At 54.1% G+C, this 21,194-nt stretch carries 21 protein-coding genes, 1 pseudogene and 1 other annotated feature; of the genes and pseudogenes, 13 read left to right on the top strand and 9 right to left on the bottom strand.

What is annotated here, in order from left to right:
- Positions 1-20: 20 nt before the first annotated feature.
- Positions 21-1,307 (bottom strand): HlyC/CorC family transporter, encoded by a 1,287-nt coding sequence (locus APU02_RS05685; RefSeq protein WP_131729031.1) that lies wholly within the window; start codon positions 1,305-1,307, stop codon positions 21-23.
- 19 nt (positions 1,308-1,326) lie between these two features.
- The gene (locus APU02_RS05680; RefSeq protein WP_042288288.1) at positions 1,327-2,118 is read right to left on the bottom strand and encodes an inner membrane protein YpjD; all 792 of its coding nucleotides are present in this window, start codon (positions 2,116-2,118) and stop codon (positions 1,327-1,329) included.
- Between the two features lie 165 nt (positions 2,119-2,283).
- Here APU02_RS05680 and ffh point away from each other — a divergent pair, with 165 nt between their 5' ends.
- From ffh to APU02_RS05645, 7 genes and pseudogenes are all read left to right on the top strand, one after another.
- The gene (gene ffh / locus APU02_RS05675) at positions 2,284-3,645 is read left to right on the top strand and encodes a signal recognition particle protein (RefSeq protein ID WP_042288286.1); all 1,362 of its coding nucleotides are present in this window, start codon (positions 2,284-2,286) and stop codon (positions 3,643-3,645) included.
- Positions 3,646-3,902: 257 nt separating this feature from the next.
- The gene (rpsP, locus tag APU02_RS05670; protein WP_012134698.1) at positions 3,903-4,151 is read left to right on the top strand and encodes a 30S ribosomal protein S16; all 249 of its coding nucleotides are present in this window, start codon (positions 3,903-3,905) and stop codon (positions 4,149-4,151) included.
- A gap of 18 nt (positions 4,152-4,169) precedes the next feature.
- Complete coding sequence (gene rimM, locus APU02_RS05665; RefSeq protein ID WP_042288279.1) at positions 4,170-4,718, top strand: ribosome maturation factor RimM; 549 nt, start codon at positions 4,170-4,172, stop codon at positions 4,716-4,718.
- A 43-nt stretch (positions 4,719-4,761) separates the two neighbouring features.
- Positions 4,762-5,527, top strand: a pseudogene (gene trmD, locus APU02_RS05660) (tRNA (guanosine(37)-N1)-methyltransferase TrmD).
- A gap of 40 nt (positions 5,528-5,567) precedes the next feature.
- A complete protein-coding gene (rplS, locus tag APU02_RS05655; protein WP_000065254.1) occupies positions 5,568-5,915 on the top strand; it encodes a 50S ribosomal protein L19 in 348 nt (115 codons plus the stop codon).
- A gap of 141 nt (positions 5,916-6,056) precedes the next feature.
- On the top strand, positions 6,057-6,461 hold the full coding sequence (locus APU02_RS05650) for a DUF2946 domain-containing protein (RefSeq protein ID WP_060569514.1): 405 nt from the start codon (positions 6,057-6,059) through the stop codon (positions 6,459-6,461).
- Positions 6,462-6,525: 64 nt separating this feature from the next.
- Entirely contained in the window at positions 6,526-7,884 is a 1,359-nt protein-coding gene (locus APU02_RS05645) for a PepSY-associated TM helix domain-containing protein (RefSeq protein WP_060569503.1), read from the top strand.
- 3 nt (positions 7,885-7,887) lie between these two features.
- Here APU02_RS05645 and APU02_RS05640 read toward each other — a convergent pair whose 3' ends face one another.
- Genes APU02_RS05640 through APU02_RS05630 form a run of 3 tightly spaced genes read right to left on the bottom strand, consistent with a single transcriptional unit; the run spans position 7,888 to position 10,115 of the window.
- Positions 7,888-8,367, bottom strand: a complete 480-nt coding sequence (locus tag APU02_RS05640; protein ID WP_060569502.1) for an OmpA family protein — start codon at positions 8,365-8,367, stop codon at positions 7,888-7,890.
- 13 nt (positions 8,368-8,380) lie between these two features.
- Entirely contained in the window at positions 8,381-9,604 is a 1,224-nt protein-coding gene (gene dgcN / locus APU02_RS05635) for a diguanylate cyclase DgcN (protein WP_042288268.1), read from the bottom strand.
- Positions 9,597-10,115 (bottom strand): YfiR family protein, encoded by a 519-nt coding sequence (locus APU02_RS05630; protein ID WP_042288265.1) that lies wholly within the window; start codon positions 10,113-10,115, stop codon positions 9,597-9,599. The genes dgcN and APU02_RS05630 overlap by 8 nt, the downstream gene beginning before the upstream one ends.
- 385 nt (positions 10,116-10,500) lie before the next feature.
- Here APU02_RS05630 and aroF point away from each other — a divergent pair, with 385 nt between their 5' ends.
- The 3 genes from aroF (at position 10,501) to APU02_RS05615 (ending at position 13,721) form a co-directional block, all read left to right on the top strand.
- Complete coding sequence (gene aroF / locus APU02_RS05625) at positions 10,501-11,571, top strand: 3-deoxy-7-phosphoheptulonate synthase AroF (protein ID WP_060569501.1); 1,071 nt, start codon at positions 10,501-10,503, stop codon at positions 11,569-11,571.
- A gap of 10 nt (positions 11,572-11,581) precedes the next feature.
- Complete coding sequence (tyrA, locus tag APU02_RS05620; RefSeq protein ID WP_042288259.1) at positions 11,582-12,703, top strand: bifunctional chorismate mutase/prephenate dehydrogenase; 1,122 nt, start codon at positions 11,582-11,584, stop codon at positions 12,701-12,703.
- Positions 12,704-12,848: 145 nt separating this feature from the next.
- On the top strand, positions 12,849-13,721 hold the full coding sequence (locus APU02_RS05615) for an SMP-30/gluconolactonase/LRE family protein (protein ID WP_060569500.1): 873 nt from the start codon (positions 12,849-12,851) through the stop codon (positions 13,719-13,721).
- Here APU02_RS05615 and pheA read toward each other — a convergent pair.
- The 4 genes from pheA to bamD form a co-directional block, all read right to left on the bottom strand.
- Entirely contained in the window at positions 13,718-14,878 is a 1,161-nt protein-coding gene (pheA, locus tag APU02_RS05610) for a bifunctional chorismate mutase/prephenate dehydratase (protein WP_042288254.1), read from the bottom strand. The two genes, APU02_RS05615 and pheA, sit on opposite strands and share 4 nt — an antisense overlap.
- Before the next feature lie 22 nt (positions 14,879-14,900).
- Positions 14,901-15,025: a sequence feature (Phe leader region), on the bottom strand.
- A complete protein-coding gene (gene pheL / locus APU02_RS26665) occupies positions 14,977-15,024 on the bottom strand; it encodes a pheA operon leader peptide PheL (protein ID WP_187375663.1) in 48 nt (15 codons plus the stop codon). (Overlaps the previous feature by 48 nt.)
- 102 nt (positions 15,026-15,127) lie before the next feature.
- On the bottom strand, positions 15,128-15,466 hold the full coding sequence (gene raiA, locus APU02_RS05605; protein WP_042288251.1) for a ribosome-associated translation inhibitor RaiA: 339 nt from the start codon (positions 15,464-15,466) through the stop codon (positions 15,128-15,130).
- Positions 15,467-15,738: 272 nt separating this feature from the next.
- A complete protein-coding gene (gene bamD, locus APU02_RS05600; protein ID WP_012906713.1) occupies positions 15,739-16,476 on the bottom strand; it encodes an outer membrane protein assembly factor BamD in 738 nt (245 codons plus the stop codon).
- Between the two features lie 132 nt (positions 16,477-16,608).
- Between bamD and rluD the strand changes: the two genes are divergently transcribed.
- From rluD to clpB, 3 genes are all read left to right on the top strand, one after another.
- Entirely contained in the window at positions 16,609-17,589 is a 981-nt protein-coding gene (rluD, locus tag APU02_RS05595; protein ID WP_042288245.1) for a 23S rRNA pseudouridine(1911/1915/1917) synthase RluD, read from the top strand.
- Entirely contained in the window at positions 17,586-18,317 is a 732-nt protein-coding gene (yfiH, locus tag APU02_RS05590) for a purine nucleoside phosphorylase YfiH (RefSeq protein ID WP_060569499.1), read from the top strand. Before rluD ends, yfiH begins: the two co-directional genes overlap by 4 nt.
- Positions 18,318-18,446: 129 nt before the next feature.
- The gene (clpB, locus tag APU02_RS05585; protein ID WP_060569498.1) at positions 18,447-21,020 is read left to right on the top strand and encodes an ATP-dependent chaperone ClpB; all 2,574 of its coding nucleotides are present in this window, start codon (positions 18,447-18,449) and stop codon (positions 21,018-21,020) included.
- Positions 21,021-21,194: the final 174 nt, after the last annotated feature.

The following is a 21,194-nucleotide window of genomic DNA, read 5'->3' as shown; positions in this document are numbered from 1 at the left end:
CGGCCTATCTATCCTGCGTCTTATTCCGCCACGCTCTCCCGCAGGGGCTTCACCGGCACCACTTTGACCTGCTTAATCATATTCTCCTGAACGTCGAGAATATCGATATCATACTGACCGATGCGCACCCGGGTGCCGGCGATCGGGATCTCTTCCAGCGCTTCCAGAATCACGCCATTTACTGTCCGCGCGTCATCTTCCGGCAGATGCCAGTTAAAGGCTTTGTTGATTTCACGCACGTTGGCGCTGCCGTCAATGATGACCGAGCCGTCATTCTGCGGTGTGACCTCTTCGGCCAGCGTTGGCGACATGGAGGTCGTAAAGTCACCGACGATCTCCTCAAGAATGTCCTCCACCGTCACCAACCCCTGAATATCGCCATACTCGTTGACCACCAGACCGACTTTCTTTTTGTTGCGCTGAAATTTAATCAGTTGGGTACTCAGCGGTGTGCCTTCCGGGACGTAGTAAATCTCATCGGCGGCGCGCAGCATGGTTTCTTTAGTGAACTCTTTTTTCTCGGACATCAGCCGCCAGGCTTCGCGCACCCGCAGCATGCTGATGGTGTCGTCCAGCGAGTCGCGATACAGCACGATGCGTCCGTGCGGCGAGTGCGACAGTTGACGCACAATCGATTTCCAGTCGTCGTTGATGTCAATACCGATAATTTCATTACGCGGGACCATGATGTCATCGACAGTCATTTTTTCCAGGTCGAGCACCGACAACAGCATATCCTGGTTGCGACGAGAAATTTGCGAGCGGGATTCATTCACAATGGTGCGCAGTTCGTCTTTGCTCAGCGAGCCGCTGACCACGATATCGGTTTTAATGCCCATCAGACGCATCAGCAACCGGGTAATGGTGTTCAGTAACCAGACCAGCGGCATCATTAGTACTTGCAAGGGCGCAAGCAGGAAGCTGCTCGGATAAGCCACTTTTTCCGGATAGAGCGCGGCGATCGTTTTTGGCAGCACTTCGGCAAACACCAGCACGACAAAAGTCAGCACGCCGGTGGCAATCGCCACGCCCGCATCGCCATACAACCGCATACCGACAATGGTCCCGAGGGCGGAGGCGAGAATATTGACCAGGTTGTTGCCGATAAGCACCAGGCTAATCAGGCGATCCGGCTTACGCAGCAGTTTTTCCACCCGCTTTGCCGCCCGGTTTCCCTGCTTGGCCATGTGGCGCAGCCGGTAACGGTTAAGGGTCATCATTCCGGTTTCAGAACCGGAAAAATAGGCTGAGATGACCACCATGATGAGTAACGTGATGATCAGCGTGGTGGTTGAGATGTGTTCCAGGGGAGACTCCTTTTAGGGCTTAACTTACGACCTGCTGCAAAATCCGGCTGCCGAAATAGGCCAGCGTCAGAATGCCTGCGCCTGCGACGTTAAACCACACCACGCGGCGGCCGCGCCAGCCCTCATGATAATGTCCCCATAACAAAACAATATAGACAAACCACGCCACAATAGAGAGAACGGCTTTGTCGATGTTTTCCATGCTGAACAGGTTGTGCATGTAAAACAGGCCGGTACACAGCGTGAGCGTCAGCAACACCACGCCGATTTGCGTGATATGAAACATTTTGCGCTCAATGCTCATCAGCGGCGGCATTTCGTTACTGAACGCCAGCTTTTTGTTTTTCAACTGGTAGTCGATCCAGGCCAGCTGCAGCGCGTAAAGAGCGGCGATGATGAGCGTCGCATAGGAAAACAGCGACAGCCCGATATGGATCATCATGCCCGGAGTGGCTTCAAGATGCGTTATGTATTCGTTTGGCATAAAGGTCGCGAAAGCCAGATTGATGAGCGCGAAAGCGTACACGATCGGCAGCAACAGCCAGCCGCGGTTGCGTGAGGCGACAATCGTCATCACCGTACAGATCATCAGGCTCACCAGCGACCCGACGTTAAGCAGGCTCAGATTTTGTCCGCCTTCACCTGCGGGAAGGATACGGGCTTCCAGCGCAAAAGCGTGGCACACCAGCGCGACGACCGCAGAAAGAATAGCCATACGCCGCCAGCCGCTGTTTTTTTGCAGCAGAGCGGGAACGATCAGCGCGAGGCTGACGGAATAGGCGACAAGGGCGAGCAAAGCAAAAACGGGCATAGTGATGTCGACAATTAGCCAGTGAGAAAGAGAAGCAGTATAACGTTACGTGACCGCTGCTCCAACCGTTGCATAACAACAAAGGCGGCTTCATGTTATACTGCGACAAAATTCTGTTCCTGTGTCGCATGAGCGACCAACCGTTTCCACCCCAGGCGAGAGACAATGTTTGATAATTTAACCGATCGTTTGTCGCGCACGCTGCGCAATATCAGTGGCCGTGGACGCCTTACTGAAGACAACGTTAAAGAGACGCTGCGCGAAGTGCGCATGGCGCTGCTGGAGGCTGACGTTGCGCTGCCGGTAGTGCGTGAGTTTATCAATCGCGTAAAAGAGAAAGCGGTTGGCCACGAAGTCAACAAGAGCCTGACGCCGGGGCAAGAGTTCGTCAAAATTGTTCGTAACGAACTCGTCGCGGCGATGGGCGAAGAAAACCAGTCCCTGAACCTGGCCGCGCAGCCGCCCGCCGTGGTGTTGATGGCGGGTTTGCAGGGGGCGGGTAAAACCACCAGCGTCGGCAAACTGGGTAAATTCCTGCGTGAAAAGCACAAAAAGAAAGTGCTGGTCGTTTCTGCGGACGTGTATCGTCCGGCGGCGATCAAACAGCTGGAAACGCTGGCCGAGCAGGTTGGGGTGGATTTCTTCCCGTCTGACGTCGGCCAGAAGCCCGTCGATATCGTTAACGGCGCGCTGAAGGAAGCGAAGCTGAAGTTCTACGACGTGCTGCTGGTGGATACCGCTGGTCGTCTGCACGTTGACGAAGCGATGATGGACGAAATCAAGCAGGTTCACGCTTCTATCAATCCGGTAGAGACCCTGTTTGTGGTCGACGCCATGACCGGTCAGGATGCGGCGAACACCGCGAAGGCGTTTAACGAAGCGCTGCCGCTGACCGGCGTGGTGCTGACTAAAGTCGACGGCGATGCCCGTGGCGGCGCCGCGCTCTCTATTCGTCATATCACCGGTAAGCCGATCAAGTTCCTCGGCGTGGGCGAGAAAACAGACGCGCTGGAGCCTTTCCACCCGGATCGTATTGCTTCACGTATTCTCGGTATGGGCGATGTGCTGTCGCTGATCGAAGATATCGAAAGCAAAGTTGACCGCGCGCAGGCCGAGAAGCTGGCGACCAAGCTGAAAAAAGGCGACGGTTTCGATCTCACCGACTTCCTTGAGCAGTTGCGCCAGATGAAAAATATGGGCGGCATGGCGAGCCTGATGGGCAAGCTGCCGGGCATGGGCCAGATTCCCGATAACGTTAAATCGCAGATGGATGACAAAGTGCTGGTGCGCATGGAGGCGATCATCAACTCGATGACGTTGAAAGAGCGCGCGAAGCCGGAAATCATCAAAGGCTCCCGCAAACGCCGTATTGCAGCCGGCTGCGGCATGCAGGTGCAGGACGTTAACCGCCTGTTGAAACAGTTCGACGACATGCAGCGCATGATGAAGAAGATGAAGAAGGGCGGGATGGCGAAGATGATGAGAAGTATGAAGGGCATGATGCCGCCAGGCTTCCCGGGCCGCTGATCTTTTCCGGCCTGGCTCATTTGCCATTTCGGCGCCGGGGTGTGCTCGCCATCCTCACGTACTGCGTGTACGCTCCGGTAGCTGCGCGCACGCCGACGCCAAACTGGCTGCACCGGTTACGCCCTGGCATCGTGCGGTAAAGAACAGATGCTGATTGCAATTTCCCCAGAAATCAGTAAAATTTTCGGGCTTTTAATATGACGCCGGGCTCCGTTCCTCGATGGGGCCCGGTTGTTTTATTCACACAAGAGGATGTTATGGTAACTATTCGTTTAGCACGTCACGGCGCTAAAAAGCGTCCGTTCTACCAGGTTGTTGTTACTGACAGCCGTAACGCACGTAATGGTCGCTTCATTGAGCGCGTAGGTTTCTTCAACCCAATCGCCAGCGAAAAAGAAGAAGGCACTCGCCTGGATCTGGATCGCATCGCTCACTGGGTTGGCCAGGGCGCGACCATTTCCGATCGCGTAGCAGCGCTGATCAAAGCAGCAAACAAAGCAGCTTAATCTGTCACGGTGGTCATGATGAGCAAACAACTCACCGCGCAAGCGCCCGCAGACCCTATTGTTTTAGGGAAAATGGGGTCGTCTTACGGTATTCGTGGGTGGCTCAGAGTGTTTTCCTCCACTGAAGACGCTGAAAGCATTTTTGACTATCAGCCCTGGTTTATCCAGAAGGCGGGTCAGTGGCAGCAAGTCCAGCTGGAAAGCTGGAAGCACCACAATCAGGATTTGATCATCAAGCTGAAAGGCGTTGACGATCGCGATGCGGCGAACCTGCTGACCAATTGTGAAATTGTCGTGGATTCTTCGCAATTGCCTGCGCTGGAAGACGGTGACTATTACTGGAAAGACCTGATGGGCTGCCAGGTAGTGACCACCGAAGGCTACGATCTCGGTAAAGTCGTCGATATGATGGAAACCGGATCGAATGACGTCATCGTCATTAAGGCAAACCTGAAAGATGCGTTTGGTATCAAGGAACGCCTCGTGCCGTTCCTCGATGGGCAGGTTATCAAGAAAGTCGATCTCACTACGCGTACTATCGAAGTAGATTGGGATCCTGGTTTTTAAACCACCGGATAAGCGGTAAATGACGGCGTGATGGGGATTGGCTGTGTTTATAGGTATCGTTAGCCTGTTTCCAGAAATGTTTCGTGCAATTACCGATTACGGGGTAACTGGCCGGGCTGTAAAAAATGGCCTGCTGAACATCCAGAGCTGGAGTCCGCGTGACTTCACGCACGACCGGCACCGTACCGTGGACGATCGTCCTTACGGCGGCGGACCGGGGATGTTAATGATGGTGCAACCTTTGCGGGACGCCATTCATGCAGCAAAAAGCGCAGCGGGTGAAGGCGCTAAGGTGATATATCTGTCACCTCAGGGACGCAAGCTTGATCAAGCGGGCGTCAGCGAACTGGCAACGAATCAAAAGCTGATTCTGGTGTGTGGTCGCTACGAAGGCATAGACGAGCGCGTGATCCAAACCGAAATTGACGAAGAGTGGTCAATCGGCGATTACGTTCTCAGCGGTGGAGAGCTACCAGCGATGGTACTGATTGACTCCGTATCCCGGTTCATTCCGGGAGTTCTGGGTCATGAGGCGTCGGCAACGGAAGATTCCTTTGCGGATGGATTGCTGGACTGCCCGCACTATACCCGGCCTGAAGTGTTAGAGGAGATGGAAGTACCGGCAGTATTGCTGTCAGGAAACCATGCTGAGATACGTCGCTGGCGTCTGAAGCAGTCGCTGGGCCGCACCTGGCTTAGAAGACCTGAACTTCTGGAAAACCTGGCTCTGACTGAAGAGCAAGCAAGGTTGCTGGCGGAGTTCAAAAAAGAGCACGCACAGGCAACATAAACATGATGGGATGGCATAAGCCCCCGAATATCAGTTTACCCAGGATAAGAGATTAAATTATGAGCAACATTATTAAGCAACTTGAACAAGAGCAGATGAAGCAGGACGTGCCTTCCTTCCGTCCGGGTGACACCGTGGAAGTGAAAGTATGGGTTGTTGAAGGTTCCAAAAAACGTCTGCAGGCATTCGAGGGCGTGGTTATCGCTATTCGTAACCGCGGTCTGCACTCTGCATTCACTGTTCGTAAAATTTCCAACGGCGAAGGCGTTGAGCGTGTCTTCCAGACTCACTCTCCGGTTGTTGACAGCATCACTGTCAAACGTCGTGGTGCCGTTCGTAAAGCTAAACTGTATTACCTGCGTGAGCGTACTGGTAAGGCTGCTCGTATCAAAGAGCGTCTTAACTAAGATATCGCTCAGGCGACATCCTGTTAGAAGGGGCTGGCCAGATGGCTGGCCCTTTTTTTATCCCCGAAAGCTCGTAGCGTTAACCATTAATTCATAAATCATTTACAATGCCTGCCGTGTCTTGCGGGAGGGATCGTGGTTATCGGGCAATTTCGTCAGCCAGGTGTTCAGCGCAACGCGGCATGGCTCGCGCTGTTTGCGATCCTGCTGATAATCATCTCACCGCCGATCTCCATCGCGCTGCAAAAAGATCCGATGCGCGCTATGCCGGGCATGCACCATGAAATGGACATGACGGCGGACCACGCGCCGCATCACGATGTTTCGTCTTTCACCCCGCTTACTGTCGATCACGGTGAAGCGTGCGGTTACTGTGTGCTACTGGCGCATGTGCCGGGCCTGCTCCTGGCGCGGGTGATTCTACCCGGTGACCTGTTGCTCAGGCAGATGAACCGGCCATCACGCCCATCGGTAAACCACTGGCACTTTTTCCCCTGGCTGTATCCTGATACTCGCGCGCCTCCGTACTGCTCTACTGCTTCCTGACCCTGAAAAATAAGATTGTGCGCGCAAGCGTCACGACACCTTTTTGCTTTTTCTGAGGAAAAGTATGACAACCTGCACACCGCGCGCGGCATGGCTTACCCTGCTGCGGCGTCTTCATTTCTACATTGGTCTGTTCGTTGGGCCTTTTATCTTTATTGCCGCGCTGACCGGCACGCTTTATGTCGCGACGCCACAGCTGGAAGCGTCGCTCTACGCGCAGGCGCTTACAGGGACTGCGCAAGGTCAGCCGCAGTCGCTGGCGGCGCAAATTGACGCCGCTCAACGGTTCGCCGGAAACGCACAACCCCTGCACGCCGTTCGTCCCGGACTCGAGCCGGGGAGGACGACACGGGTCATGTTTGCGGATCCGCGCCTTGCCGCCTCGGAGCATCGGGCTATTTTTATCGATCCCGTTACCCTGGCGATAAAAGGGGATATGACGGTTTATGGCACCAGCGGGATTTTACCGCTGCGTCAGTGGATAGATTACGCCCATCGATCGTTGCTACTGGGGGAGGTTGGACGTATTTACAGTGAGTTGGCCGCCTCATGGATGTGGGTAGCGGCACTGGGTGGGGCAATGCTCTGGTATCTCACGCGGCCAAAGCGTCGCCTGAACAATCCGCGTCAGAAATACCGTCGTCTGCACGTTTCGCTCGGATGGCTGCTGTTGGCTGGAATGCTGCTTTTTTCTGCCACTGGCCTGACGTGGTCGCAATGGGCGGGCGGTAACGTGGATCGGATGCGTACGGCGTTTGGCTGGCTGACGCCGCAGGTGAATACGCAGCTTCACGGGCACAGTCCGGCGCAGAATGAACATGCGGGACACCATGGCGCGATGAGCATGTCCGCGGGGCCTGTCGATATGCGCTTGTTTGATCCTGTGTTGCAGGCGGCGCAGGCGGCGGGAATTGACGCCAGCGAAGTGGAAATTCGTCCGGCGAAAGACACGCAGCATGGCTGGACGGTCAGCGAAATCGATCGTCGCTGGCCCACCCAGGTCGATGCCGTTTCCGTCAACCCGACCACATTGCAGATTATCGACAGTATCGACTTCACGCAGTTTCCTCTGATGGCAAAACTGACCCGCTGGGGCGTGGATTTTCATATGGGCATTCTGTTTGGCCTGCCTAATCAACTGCTGCTGATAGGCTTTGGCGTGGGGCTTTGTGTGATGATTGCGCTGGGCTACCGGATGTGGTGGATACGTCGCCCTGCGCGCCCTGCGGTCAGCCCGGCGCAAACATTGCTGGAAAGCTGGCTAATGCTGAACGGCGGGGGACGCGTCGGGTCAGTGTTGCTGGCGGTTACGTTGGGCATGGCGATGCCGGTTCTGGGGCTAAGTTTGACGCTGTTTATGCTGGTCGACTGGCTACGCTGGTATAGCGCCTCGCGCAGGGTTCTGGCGCAGTCAGCCGACTAAGACTTAAGGCGTGCTGATGACTACGGCGACGCGGCGGTTTTCAGCACGGCCTTTTGCGGTCTTGTTACTGGCGACAGGATATTTTTTGCCTAATCCCTGCGTTGTCAGATGACTACGCGGGATCTGCGCGCCTTCCGCCCATGCATCGGCCACAACGTTGGCGCGTTTCAGGGACAGGGCTTCGTTGTAGCTGTCTTCGCCATAATTATCAGTATGTCCGTCCATGCGCGCATGTTTCAGGCCAACGGAGGCCAGACGGGCAGCCATTGTCTGGATCTGTCGTTGACTTTCAGCACGCAGCTTATAGTCATTTTTATCAAACAGGATGGTGTCCGACATACCCAAAGACCAGCTCCCCGCCGACTCGGTAAACCCGTATGACTGCATGGCAGCGACCTGCTGCGGGGTAAACGTTCCCTGCGGCGCCTGACAGCCAGTCAGGAGGAGAGCAACAACAAAAGGCGATAAAAGACGTTTCAGCATGGGGGAATCCTTATTATTTGATCACGCGTTCGACACGCTGATGTTTGGCCAGATACATATTGCGGTCGGCCAGTTCTTGTAATTTTTCGGCTGAGGCGTGCTCCCACGTCAGGGCATAGCCCATACTCAGCGTCATGCTGGTCAGATGGCCGTTGTGCAGGTCAAAAGGCCGATTAAATTCCTGCGCCAGCGCGGCGCATATGCGCTGCACTTCGTATTCGGAATGTACGCCGTAGAGGACCATCGCAAACTCGTCCCCGCCAAGACGATAGGGCTGGTGGCGGTTGCCGCCAAATTCCGCGAGTCGCTTAGCCACTTCGATCAAAACCCGGTCTCCCGCCGCATGGCCCCAGGTATCGTTAACGAATTTAAAGTTGTCGCCGTCAAGGAACAGCAGCGCTGAGCTACTGCGGGCGGCGTCATCATTCATGAGCGCGTTGATCGTGCTGCGAAAAGCAGCGCGGTTAGCCAGTCCGGTCAGCGGATCGTGCAGTGCCGTGCGTAGCAGTTGGGCGTTCCTCGCCTGGAGACGCAGTTGCCACTCCTCCATTTCATCCAGCAGGCTGTTGAAGTCCTGGGCAAAGCGGTGAAACTCCTCAATTCGCTCCTCTGATACGCGACGGGAAAAATTCCGGTTGGTACGCACATCGTGCACGACGTCGGTGATATTTTGCAGCGCTACGACGACGCCGTTGTGCAGATGGCGCGTCAGGAGGATGGCGATACCGGACGCCAGCAGGATCGAGCCGGTGAGGACAGCCAGCGACAGCCAGAGAAAATGGCTGATTAAGCTGTCACGGGCGGTTATCCGCACTTCGCCAATGATTTCCCCGTTATGCCAGACAGGTTGCGCGACCGGCAATGGAAAAAGCCACTGGCTGATGTAACCACTGAGTTTGTCGTCAGTTTCCTGTGCGTTATAGCGCCAGCTGGCGATGACGTTCTCATTTTTATCGCGTACATCGGCGGCAGAAAACTGACCCTGCTGGCCGAGCGCCGCCAGCGTTTCGGTCGCTGCGGCATCGTCTGCGAACACGAGCGCGGCCTCCAGACTGTGGGTCATGGTGGCGGCGGTCAGTTCCAGATTTTTTTGCGCATACTGTTTCAGCGTCAGCACAGAGGCGACGCTAAGCAACAGCCAGATCAACGTCATGGTCACCACCACACTGATCATGCTTATGCGTCTCAAGGCTCGCTTAAACGTTGGACGCGTCGTGCGGGAAAGATCCTTATCCATGCTTTTTATTCCGTGCGAGCATCAGTACATCCGGATTGACCCTGACGCCGCTGTGCGCCAGAGAATCCAGATTTACGGCGAATCTGACATCATTATTTTGAATAATAAGACAAAAGGCGCTGCCAATAATGCATTCGGCATTTTGTTCCGCAATTAATAACAAAGCCTTAGAGGGATATTTATTGGCTAATTCAACCTGAGCGGCCGGAGATTCGTTGCCGAAATAAACGCCATCACAACGTGCGACCAGCGCCTCTTGTTCGTTACGAATAATAACAGGTTGATAGGGCAGGGAGGTATCGTCACTGTCACCCAATACGCTAACGAAACGGGATGAAGTGAAAATGCATAGCCTGGGCGGCGCGGAGAGCGCAGGCCAGCGCGTATAGCTCACAATGCCTGAGACAATTGCACGCACATTTTTGGCGTCATCGGGTAATTCCTGAGCATAAACCGGCGATCCTGCCAGCAATAGCATCAGCAGCACCAGAAGTCGGTGAGAATAGAACATGAGCGGCGTCCTCACCCTTATCTTTCGTAACGCATTAAATACATCCTTGATTGTTTGCAGCAAAATAACATTATTTTGCATAGGCGTCATTACGCCAAAGATATTTATGTTTTGTCCTTAAGTTAAATCTTATTAATCAATATTGCCGGGACGGTTTTTTTTATCTTTCTTGCTGTAATCGTACAATTTTATTTAAGTTTAAAATCCGCGACAGAATTGCATGTAAAGTAAAGTGTACGAATCTGTGCGCGTCATAATCAGTATTATAGGTGCTTGTACAATAAACTTTACGTATTTTGGATTGATATCTTTACTCTTTGTGTTATCGTTACGTCATCCTCGCTGAGGACAACTATCGCAAACGAGCTAAAACAGGATCGCCATCATGCAAAAAGACGCGCTGAACAACGTACACATCACCGACGAACAGGTTTTGATGACCCCGGAACAACTCAAAGCGGCATTCCCGCTGAGTCAGGCGCAAGAGGCGCAGATCGCCCAGTCGCGCAAAACCATTTCTGACATTATCGCCGGGCGCGATCCGCGTCTGCTGGTGGTGTGTGGTCCATGTTCTATTCACGATCCTGATGCCGCTCTTGAATACGCCCGTCGATTTAAAGCCCTTGCCGCAGAGGTCAGCGATAGCCTCTACCTGGTGATGCGCGTCTATTTTGAAAAACCCCGTACCACCGTCGGCTGGAAAGGGTTAATTAACGATCCTCATATGGATGGCTCTTTCGACGTTGAAGCGGGTTTGAAGATTGCGCGTCAGTTGCTGCTTGAACTTGTTCATATGGGACTGCCGCTGGCGACAGAAGCCCTGGATCCAAACAGTCCGCAGTACCTCGGGGATTTGTTTAGCTGGTCGGCTATTGGCGCGCGCACCACGGAGTCGCAGACTCACCGTGAAATGGCGTCCGGCCTGTCGATGCCGGTCGGGTTTAAAAACGGCACTGACGGCAGTCTGGCGACGGCGATTAACGCCATGCGCGCCGCCGCCCAGTCGCACCGCTTTGTAGGGATCAACCAGGCCGGGCAGGTTGCGCTGCTGCAAACGCAGGGCAACCCGGACGGACATGTGATCCTGCGCGGTGGTAAAGCGCCAAACTACAGTCCGGCTGATGTCGAACAGTGCGAAAAAGAGATGGCGCAGGCGGGACTGCGGCCTTCACTGATGGTAGATTGCAGTCATGGTAACTCCAATAAAGATTACCGCCGTCAGCCTGCCGTGGCGGAGTCTGTGGTTGCGCAAATTAAAGATGGCAACCGTTCCATCATTGGCTTGATGATTGAAAGTAATATTCACGAAGGTAATCAGTCTTCTGAGCAACCGCGCAGCGATATGAAATACGGCGTGTCCGTTACCGATGCCTGCATTAGCTGGGAAACGACGGATGCGCTGCTGCGTGAAATTCACAAAGACCTGAACGGCCAGCTGGCGGCGCGCAAGGTTTAAGAGGTTTGTTATGGTGGCTGAATTGACCGCATTACGCGATCAAATTGATGAAGTGGATAAGGCGCTGCTGGACTTACTGGCGCGTCGCCTGGAACTGGTGGCGGAGGTCGGCGAAGTCAAAAGCCGCTTTGGGCTGCCGATTTATGTCCCCGAGCGCGAGGCCGCTATGCTGGCTTCGCGCCGTGCGGAAGCGGAAGCGCTGGGCGTACCGCCGGATCTGATTGAGGATGTGCTGCGCAGGGTGATGCGCGAGTCCTATTCCAGCGAAAACGACAAAGGGTTTAAAACGCTTTGTCCGACGCTGCGTCCGGTGGTCATCGTCGGCGGTGGCGGCCAGATGGGACGACTGTTTGAAAAAATGCTCACCCTGTCGGGCTACAAGGTGCGTATTCTGGAACAGCAGGACTGGGATCGCGCGCCGGAGATCGTCGCGGATGCCGGGATGGTGATTGTCAGCGTGCCTATCCATGTCACTGAACAAGTGATTGCTCGACTGCCGCGTTTACCGTCCGACTGTATTCTGGTGGATCTGGCCTCAGTGAAAAATGGGCCGTTGCAGGCAATGCTTGCCGCCCATGACGGGCCAGTGGTGGGTCTGCACCCGATGTTTGGTCCGGACAGCGGTAGCCTGGCGAAACAGGTGGTAGTCTGGTGTGACGGGCGAAACCCGGAGGCCTATCAATGGTTTCTTGAGCAGATTCAGGTCTGGGGAGCGCGACTGCACCGCATCAGTGCCGTAGAACATGACCAGAATATGGCGTTTATCCAGGCGTTGCGCCACTTTGCGACCTTTGCTTACGGGCTGCATCTGGCGGAAGAAAACGTGCAGCTTGAACAACTCCTGGCGCTCTCTTCGCCGATCTATCGCCTCGAACTGGCAATGGTCGGGCGGCTGTTTGCCCAGGACCCGCAGCTGTACGCCGACATCATTATGTCGTCGGAAAGCAATCTGGCGCTGATTAAACGCTACTACAAACGCTTTGGCGAGGCGATCGGTCTGCTTGAACAGGGAGATAAACAGGCGTTTATTGACAGCTTCCGCAAAGTCGAGCACTGGTTCGGGGACTACGCGAAACGCTTCCAGCAGGAAAGCCGTACCTTACTGCGACAGGCCAACGATAGCCGACAATAATCCTCACGCTGGTCTGATTCGGGCCAGCGTGTAACGCCCTTTGGCCTACGAATGCGCTGGTGGTTTTTCCGCATCGTTAGCGTCAGGAGGGTTATACTGAAAAACCAGCGGGACTACCGCTGGTTTTTTTATTTGGGGATTCGTCATGGCTGAACCACGCGTGTTATTTGACTATACCGGACAGTTGCCGGAATGCCCGACCTGGAGTGCGGGCGAGAATGCGCTCTACTGGGCGGATATTCTGGAAGGAGAGATCCATCGCTACCATTTGACGACAGGAGAACACATCGTTCTGGCGTTCCCGGAAGAGGTTGGATGCTTTGCGCTGCGCGAGCGTGGCGGATTTATTGTTGCGTTGCGTAATGCTATCTGGCTGACCGATAAAAACGGTCTGCTTCAGCGAAAAGTGTGCGATAACCCGTCGAACCCGCAGCTGGCGCGTTTCAACGATGGCGGCACCGATCATGACGGACGTTTTTACGCCGGGACCTTCTGGGGCCCCGGAGACTATAACGGCGCGATGTTGATGCGCATCGATAACGACCTAACGCCAAAGGTGATTCAGTGTGATATCCACGGGCATAACGGGCTGGCGTTCAGTCCGGATAAGCAATGGATGTATACCTCTGATACGCCAAACGGCGTGATCTGGCGTGCGCCGCTGGACGCGCAGGGCGAGCCGGGAAAACGTGAGGCGTTCCGTCGTTTTCAGGCCGGGGAGGGGATCCCGGACGGTGCGGCAATGGACGAGGAAGGCTGCTACTGGAGCGCGTTGTTCGACGGCTGGCGGATTGCCCGCTTTTCTCCCCTGGGCGAACAGCTTGAGGAATACCGGTTGCCGGTGCGTTGTCCGACAATGGTCTGCTTTGGCGGCGACGACATGAAAACGCTGTTTATCACCACCACGCGGGAAAACATGCGCGAAGAAGAGGTGGCGGAATATCCGCTTTCCGGGGCGATCTTCACCCTGCCGGCGAGGGTGGCAGGGATGAAGAAAAAGCCGTTTATCGAACGTTAAGAAGGATCGACCGGAACAACGTTTTCGCTCGGATAGCAACCCAGCACCTTCATCGAGCGGGTAATTTCGCCCAGCTCTTTCAGCGCCTTTTGCATTTCCGGCGCTTCCAGGTTGGCCTGAATATCAAGATAAAACATCTCTTCCCATGGGTTGCCGTGGATAGGGCGGGACTCCAGGCGAGTCATAATCAGATGATGATTACGCAGAACCAGCAGCGCTTCCACCAGGGCGCCGGCCTGCTGGCCCGTCGCCATCAGGAGCGTGGTTTTCGCCGGAACCTGATCGGACACGTTAATCGCTTTACGTGCCAGTACGATAAAGCGGGTGATATTCTGCGTCTGGTTCGCCTCAATACGTTCCAGTACTTGCAGGCCATGCAGCACGCCGCCCGCCTCGCTGCCCAATGCCGCCACGCGCGGAGAATTCGCCTGCGCAACTTTTTCCATCGCTGCGGAAGTACTTTCGGTGTATTCGATTTTCCAGTGCGGGTAACGATTGAGGAATTTGCTGCACTGCTGGAACGGTTGCGGATGGCTGTACACCGTGTCGATGGTGTCGAGATCGGTGGTGCCGGAGACCAGCACACAATGGTCGATCACAATCGTCATCTCGCCCACAATGGAAAGGCTGGTATGCTGCAGGAGATCGTAGACATCGTTAATGCCGCCTGAACTGGTGTTTTCAATGGGCACCACCGCGTAGTCAGCCTGTCCTGTTTCGACCTGATTAAAGATATCGGCAAACTTCGCGCAACCACTTTCAATGAACTGTTCGAAATGACGCGCGGCGTACTGACGGGCGGCGAGATGGGAGTAAGAGCCTTTTGGTCCCAGAAACGCCACGCGGGCAGAATGGGGATTGATCTTATTCAGATGCTGCTGGAGCAGCGCCTGCTGGGTAAGAACCGAGTCTTCAATAATAAGCTGAAAAAGGCGGGTGATATAATGGGCATCCAGATGGTGCGCTTTGCCAAGCTGAATCAACCGGTCCAGAAGGTCGCGCTCGCGGTCGATATCGCGTACCGGTCGATGGGATTCAAGCTTTGCTTTACCCACTTCGACCGCCAGCCCGCGCCGTTCGGCCAGTAACGCCAGCAGTTTTGCATCAAGCGCACTGATTTTGTCACGCAGCGCCAGTAATGGATTTTCCGATGTCATAGTGTTGCCTTTCTTGTTATCAATAAAAAAGGCCCCCCGGAGTGGGAGGCCTTGTTATTCGTCTTCGCATTCTTTTTCACACGACGAAAGCCTCCCGTTCAGGGGAAGGTAAAAAAGAAGGCGAAGAAGAACGGCGTAAGTTGCATATCAGTTTCCTTAAGTGACGCTAGTAAAGTACCCGCACTGTTTTCATGCTGTCAACAAAAAACGCGCCCGAAGGCGCGTTGGCGATACACTCAATGTAAGGGACTATTCTTCGTCTGCTTCAGCGAAGTTTGCGTCTTTAACTGACGCGGTTGCGCGACGCGCTTCGCCTTTGTGCTGCACTTTATTGAGCTGCCGTTCCAGCTTGTTGATCAAATCGTTAATCGCGGTATACATATCTTCATGTTTTGCGCTGGCGACCAGATGTCCGTTTGGTGTATTGATGGTGGCATCAGCGGTGAAACCCTGTGGCTCCTTGGACAGAATGATATGTGGGTTAATCAGGTGTGTTTGCCATTTTTCCAGTTTGGCGAGACGGTCTGCGACATGTTGGCGAATTGCCGGAGTAATTTCCATTTGTTTACTGGTAATGTTCATTGTCATAAATTTTACCTCTTGTCTTTCCCGTCTTGGTGATTTCAGCATACCGTTCCTAATGTCAAAATGTGTGATTTGAATCACATTATTTTGTCACTTTTTGTCAAGGAAGCCTTTTTGTGAGGCATCGCAGGAGAAGGTGATATTTCACTTGAGGAAAGGGGAAAAGCGGGCCATAGTTGATGAGTTAGGTTACCGGGAAAACGGGCCTGACGTGATGCGAAACGAATAAAAAAACGGCAGCCCTTGGGCTGCCGTTTTGCTTGCGAAATCGCGGTTCAGGTGTTGCTGCTGTTGGCGGCAATGATTTTTGCCACTTTCTCAGCCTGGGTCGTCATCTGCATTTCGCGGTAGGCGTTTTCCATTAGCGGCAGAGCGTCGCGTGTGGCCTGGGTATCCGGGAAATCACGCAGCATACCTTCCACACGATTCACCACGGCGACCCATGCGCCACGCTTGGTGTAGTATTCCGCCACGGAATATTCGTATTTCGCCAGACGATCTTTCAGGAACACGAGACGTTTAGTGGCGTCTGTGGTGTACTGGCTGTTCGGGTAGCCGCGCACCAGTTTGGAAAAGTCATTAAACGCAGCGCGTGCGTGCTGCGGGTCGCGGTCACTGCGATCGACGCCGAAGAAGCCCTGTAGCGCGCTGTCATCTAACGCCATATTGGTCAGGCCACGCATATACATGACATAATCAATATTGGGATGTGTCGGATTCAGGCGGATAAAGCGATCGATAGCGGCCTGAGCCAGCGGCAGATCGGCGTTTTTGTAGTAGGCGTAGATGAGATCCAACTGCACCTGCTGGGAATACGGGCCGAATGGATAGCGGTTATCCAACGCTTCTAATTGCGTTATTGCCTGTTTCCAGTTACCGTCCTGCAGCTTTTGCTGAGCAGTCGCGTAGATTTCATTAGGCGGATTATCGGGCACCTCTTCCTTTGAACCAGAGCAACCCGCCAAAAACAGGCTCAACGTGGCTGCTGCCACCAGATATTTCATGCGCGTCATGACGTTTTGACTTTCCTCAAAATGTTTTTGCGGGAGATTCTCTGTTCCTGCTCCCGGTTAAGACCAGCTACAATAGCACACTATATTAAACGGCAAAGCCGTAAAACCCAACGTTAAACGAAGAAGCTGTATATGGCACAACGAGTACAACTCACCGCAACGGTATCCGAAAATCAACTCGGTCAACGCTTAGATCAGGCTTTGGCCGAAATGTTCCCGGATTATTCACGTTCGCGCATAAAAGAATGGATTCTCGATCGGCGCGTGCTGGTCAACGGTAAAATTTGCGACAAACCGAAAGAAAAAGTCTTAGGCGGTGAACAGGTCGCTATTGACGCGGAGATCGATGAAGAAATCCGCTTTGAGCCTCAGGATATCCCACTGGATATCGTTTATGAAGACGATGACATCATTGTTATTAACAAACCTCGCGATCTGGTCGTGCATCCGGGGGCCGGGAATCCCGATGGCACCGTATTAAACGCCTTGCTGCATTACTACCCGCCGATTGCCGACGTGCCGCGCGCGGGTATTGTCCACCGTCTGGATAAAGACACTACCGGTCTGATGGTGGTGGCGAAAACCGTTCCGGCGCAGACGCGTCTGGTTGAGGCGCTTCAGCTGCGCGAGATCACCCGTGAATACGAAGCCGTCGCTATCGGTCATATGACCGCGGGCGGCACGGTGGAAGAGCCTATCAGCCGTCACCCGACCAAGCGTACCCACATGGCGGTGCATCCGATGGGAAAACCGGCGGTCACGCACTATCGCATCATGGAACACTTCCGTGTGCACACGCGTCTTAGGTTGCGTCTGGAAACCGGGCGTACCCATCAGATCCGCGTGCACATGGCCCACATTACCCATCCGCTGGTGGGCGACCCGGTATACGGCGGTCGCCCGCGTCCGCCGAAAGGCGCCTCGGAGGCGTTTATCTCCACGTTGCGCAAGTTTGATCGCCAGGCGCTGCATGCCACTATGCTGCGCTTGTATCACCCGATCTCCGGTATCGAGATGGAATGGCATGCGCCAATTCCGCAGGATATGGTTGAGCTTATCGACGCCATGCGCGCGGATTTTGAAGAACATAAGGATGACGTGGCCTGGTTATGAGTATGCTCATTGTCCCGCAGTGGCCACTGCCGGAAGGCGTGGCGGCATGCAGTTCGACCCGTATCGGCGGGGTAAGTTTACCGCCTTATGATGCGATGAACCTGGGCGCCCACTGTGGCGACAACCCGACGCATGTTGAAGAGAACCGTAATCGGCTGTTTGCTGCGGGCAATTTGCCTTCAATGCCCGTCTGGCTGGAACAGGTTCATGGTAAGGATGTGCTGAAACTGACTGGTGGCCCTTACGCATCCAGACGTGCGGATGCCTCATACAGCAACACGCCGGGCACGGTATGTGCGGTAATGACGGCAGATTGCCTGCCGGTACTGTTTTGCAACCGGGCAGGAACAGAAGTCGCGGCGGCCCATGCGGGCTGGCGCGGATTATGTGCAGGGGTGCTGGAAGAAACGCTCGCCTGCTTTGCGGATAAACCTGAAAATATTATGGCGTGGCTGGGTCCGGCCATCGGCCCGACAGCCTTTGAAGTGGGGGCTGAGGTGCGTGAGGCGTTTTGTATTAAGGACGCCCGTGCGCACGAAGCCTTTGCGCCGCATGGCGAAAAATATCTGGCGAATATTTATCAGCTTGCCCGTCAACGGCTGGCAAATGTCGGCGTTGAGCAAATATTCGGCGGCAATCGCTGTACTTTTAGTGAAAATGAGACTTTCTTCTCTTATCGTCGCGACAAGACCACGGGGCGTATGGCAAGTTTTATTTGGCTGATATAACCTAAAGAATCAAGACGATCCGGTACGCGTAATTTTCTTTTCACATAATTCAGGTCATTAACCTTGAATAATTGAGGGATGACCTCATTTAATCTCCAGTAGCAAATTTGACCTGTTATGGGAGGAGTTATGCGTCTGGATCGTCTTACCAACAAATTCCAGCTTGCTCTTGCCGATGCCCAGTCGCTCGCACTGGGGCACGACAACCAATTCATCGAACCTTTACATTTAATGAGCGCCTTGCTGAATCAGGAAGGGGGCTCGGTTCGTCCTTTATTAACGTCTGCGAGTATTAACGCAGGACAGTTACGCACCGCCATCGATGAAGCGCTGAGCCGTTTACCGCAGGTGGAAGGCACCGGCGGCGACGTGCAACCGTCGCAGGATCTGGTGCGCGTCCTTAACCTTTGCGATAAGTTGGCGCAAAAACGGGGCGATAACTTTATTTCGTCGGAACTGTTCGTTCTGGCGGCGCTTGAGTCTCGCGGCACACTGCCCGATTTATTGAAATCGGCTGGCGCAACAACCGCCAATATCACTCAGGCAATTGAACAGATGCGCGGAGGTGAAAGCGTGAACGATCAAGGGGCGGAAGACCAACGTCAGGCCTTGAAAAAATACACGGTCGATCTGACCGAGCGCGCCGAACAGGGCAAGCTCGATCCGGTGATCGGTCGTGATGAAGAAATTCGCCGTACCATTCAGGTACTGCAACGTCGTACCAAAAACAACCCGGTTTTGATTGGTGAGCCGGGCGTCGGTAAAACCGCAATTGTGGAAGGACTGGCGCAGCGGATCATTAACGGCGAAGTGCCGGAAGGATTAAAAGGTCGTCGCGTACTGGCGCTGGATATGGGCGCGCTGGTGGCGGGGGCGAAATACCGCGGTGAATTTGAAGAACGTTTAAAAGGCGTATTGAACGATCTCGCGAAACAGGAAGGCAACGTCATTCTGTTTATCGACGAACTACACACCATGGTTGGCGCAGGTAAGGCGGACGGCGCGATGGACGCCGGGAACATGCTGAAACCGGCCCTGGCGCGTGGTGAACTGCACTGCGTGGGGGCAACCACGCTTGATGAATACCGTCAGTACATTGAAAAAGATGCCGCGCTGGAGCGTCGTTTCCAGAAGGTGTTTGTTGCTGAGCCTAGCGTTGAAGACACCATCGCGATCCTGCGTGGTCTGAAAGAGCGTTATGAACTGCACCACCATGTGCAGATCACTGACCCGGCTATCGTGGCGGCGGCGACATTGTCACACCGTTATATTGCCGATCGTCAGTTACCGGATAAAGCCATCGACCTGATCGATGAAGCGGCTTCCAGCATTCGTATGCAAATTGACTCCAAACCGGAGGAACTTGACAGACTCGACCGCCGTATCATCCAGCTCAAACTGGAACAGCAGGCGCTGATGAAAGAGTCTGATGAAGCGAGCAAGAAACGTCTCGACATGCTTAATGAAGAACTGGAAGACAAAGAGCGCCAGTATTCTGAGCTGGAAGAGGAATGGAAGGCGGAAAAAGCCTCGCTTTCCGGAACCCAGACCATTAAAGCTGAGTTAGAGCAGGCGAAGATTGCGATTGAGCAGGCGCGTCGCGTGGGCGATCTGGCGCGGATGTCTGAACTGCAGTACGGCAAAATTCCGGAGCTGGAAAAACAGCTTGAAGCGGCCACCCAGTCTGAAGGCAAAACGATGCGTCTGCTGCGTAATAAAGTGACAGATGCGGAAATTGCCGAAGTGCTGGCGCGCTGGACCGGTATTCCTGTCGCGAGAATGCTGGAGGGCGAGCGCGAAAAACTGTTGAGAATGGAACAGGAGCTACACAGCCGCGTTATTGGTCAGAACGAAGCGGTAGAAGCGGTATCGAATGCTATTCGCCGTAGCCGCGCGGGGCTGGCGGATCCGAATCGTCCTATTGGCTCTTTCCTGTTCCTCGGGCCAACCGGGGTGGGTAAAACCGAACTTTGCAAAGCGCTGGCGAACTTTATGTTTGATAGCGACGATGCGATGGTGCGTATCGATATGTCCGAGTTTATGGAGAAACACTCAGTGTCTCGCCTGGTCGGTGCGCCTCCGGGATATGTCGGATATGAAGAGGGCGGGTATCTGACCGAAGCGGTTCGCCGTCGTCCTTACTCCGTCATCTTGTTAGACGAAGTGGAAAAAGCGCATCCGGATGTATTTAACATTCTGTTGCAGGTTCTGGACGATGGACGTCTGACTGACGGGCAGGGGAGAACGGTCGACTTCCGCAATACGGTTGTCATTATGACCTCTAACCTGGGTTCCGATCTGATTCAGGAACGCTTCGGCGATCTGGACTACAGCCATATGAAAGAAATGGTGCTGGGCGTGGTGAGCCATAACTTCCGTCCGGAATTTATTAACCGTATCGATGAGGTGGTGGTATTCCATCCGCTGGGTGAACAGCATATTGCCTCGATTGCTAAAATCCAGCTGCAGCGTCTGTATAAACGTCTGGAAGAGCGTGGATATGAAATCCATATCTCTGATGACGCCCTGAAGCTGCTTAGCGCAAATGGTTATGATCCGGTGTATGGCGCACGTCCGTTGAAACGCGCTATTCAGCAACAGATCGAAAACCCGCTGGCGCAACAGATTCTGTCCGGCGAGTTAATTCCAGGCAAAACCATTCGTCTGGAAGCGAATGGCGATCGGATCGTGGCAGTGCAGTAAGTCACAAAATACAAAAACGGGCCGCTTGCGGCTCGTTTTTGTTTAAAAACCAGGCGAAAATTCAGGTTCGGGGAATGATTTGCCTGGAAAGTGAGCGGTTGGTAAATAATTTTCACTTTCTCCTTGCAGCTTCAGAATTACTCCCTATAATGCGCCACCACTGACACGGAACAA

It is taken from the genome of Citrobacter sp. 50677481 (assembly GCF_001463265.1).
GTDB lineage: Bacteria > Pseudomonadota > Gammaproteobacteria > Enterobacterales > Enterobacteriaceae > Citrobacter_A > Citrobacter_A sedlakii.
This window is presented reverse-complemented; position numbering and strand designations above follow the sequence as displayed.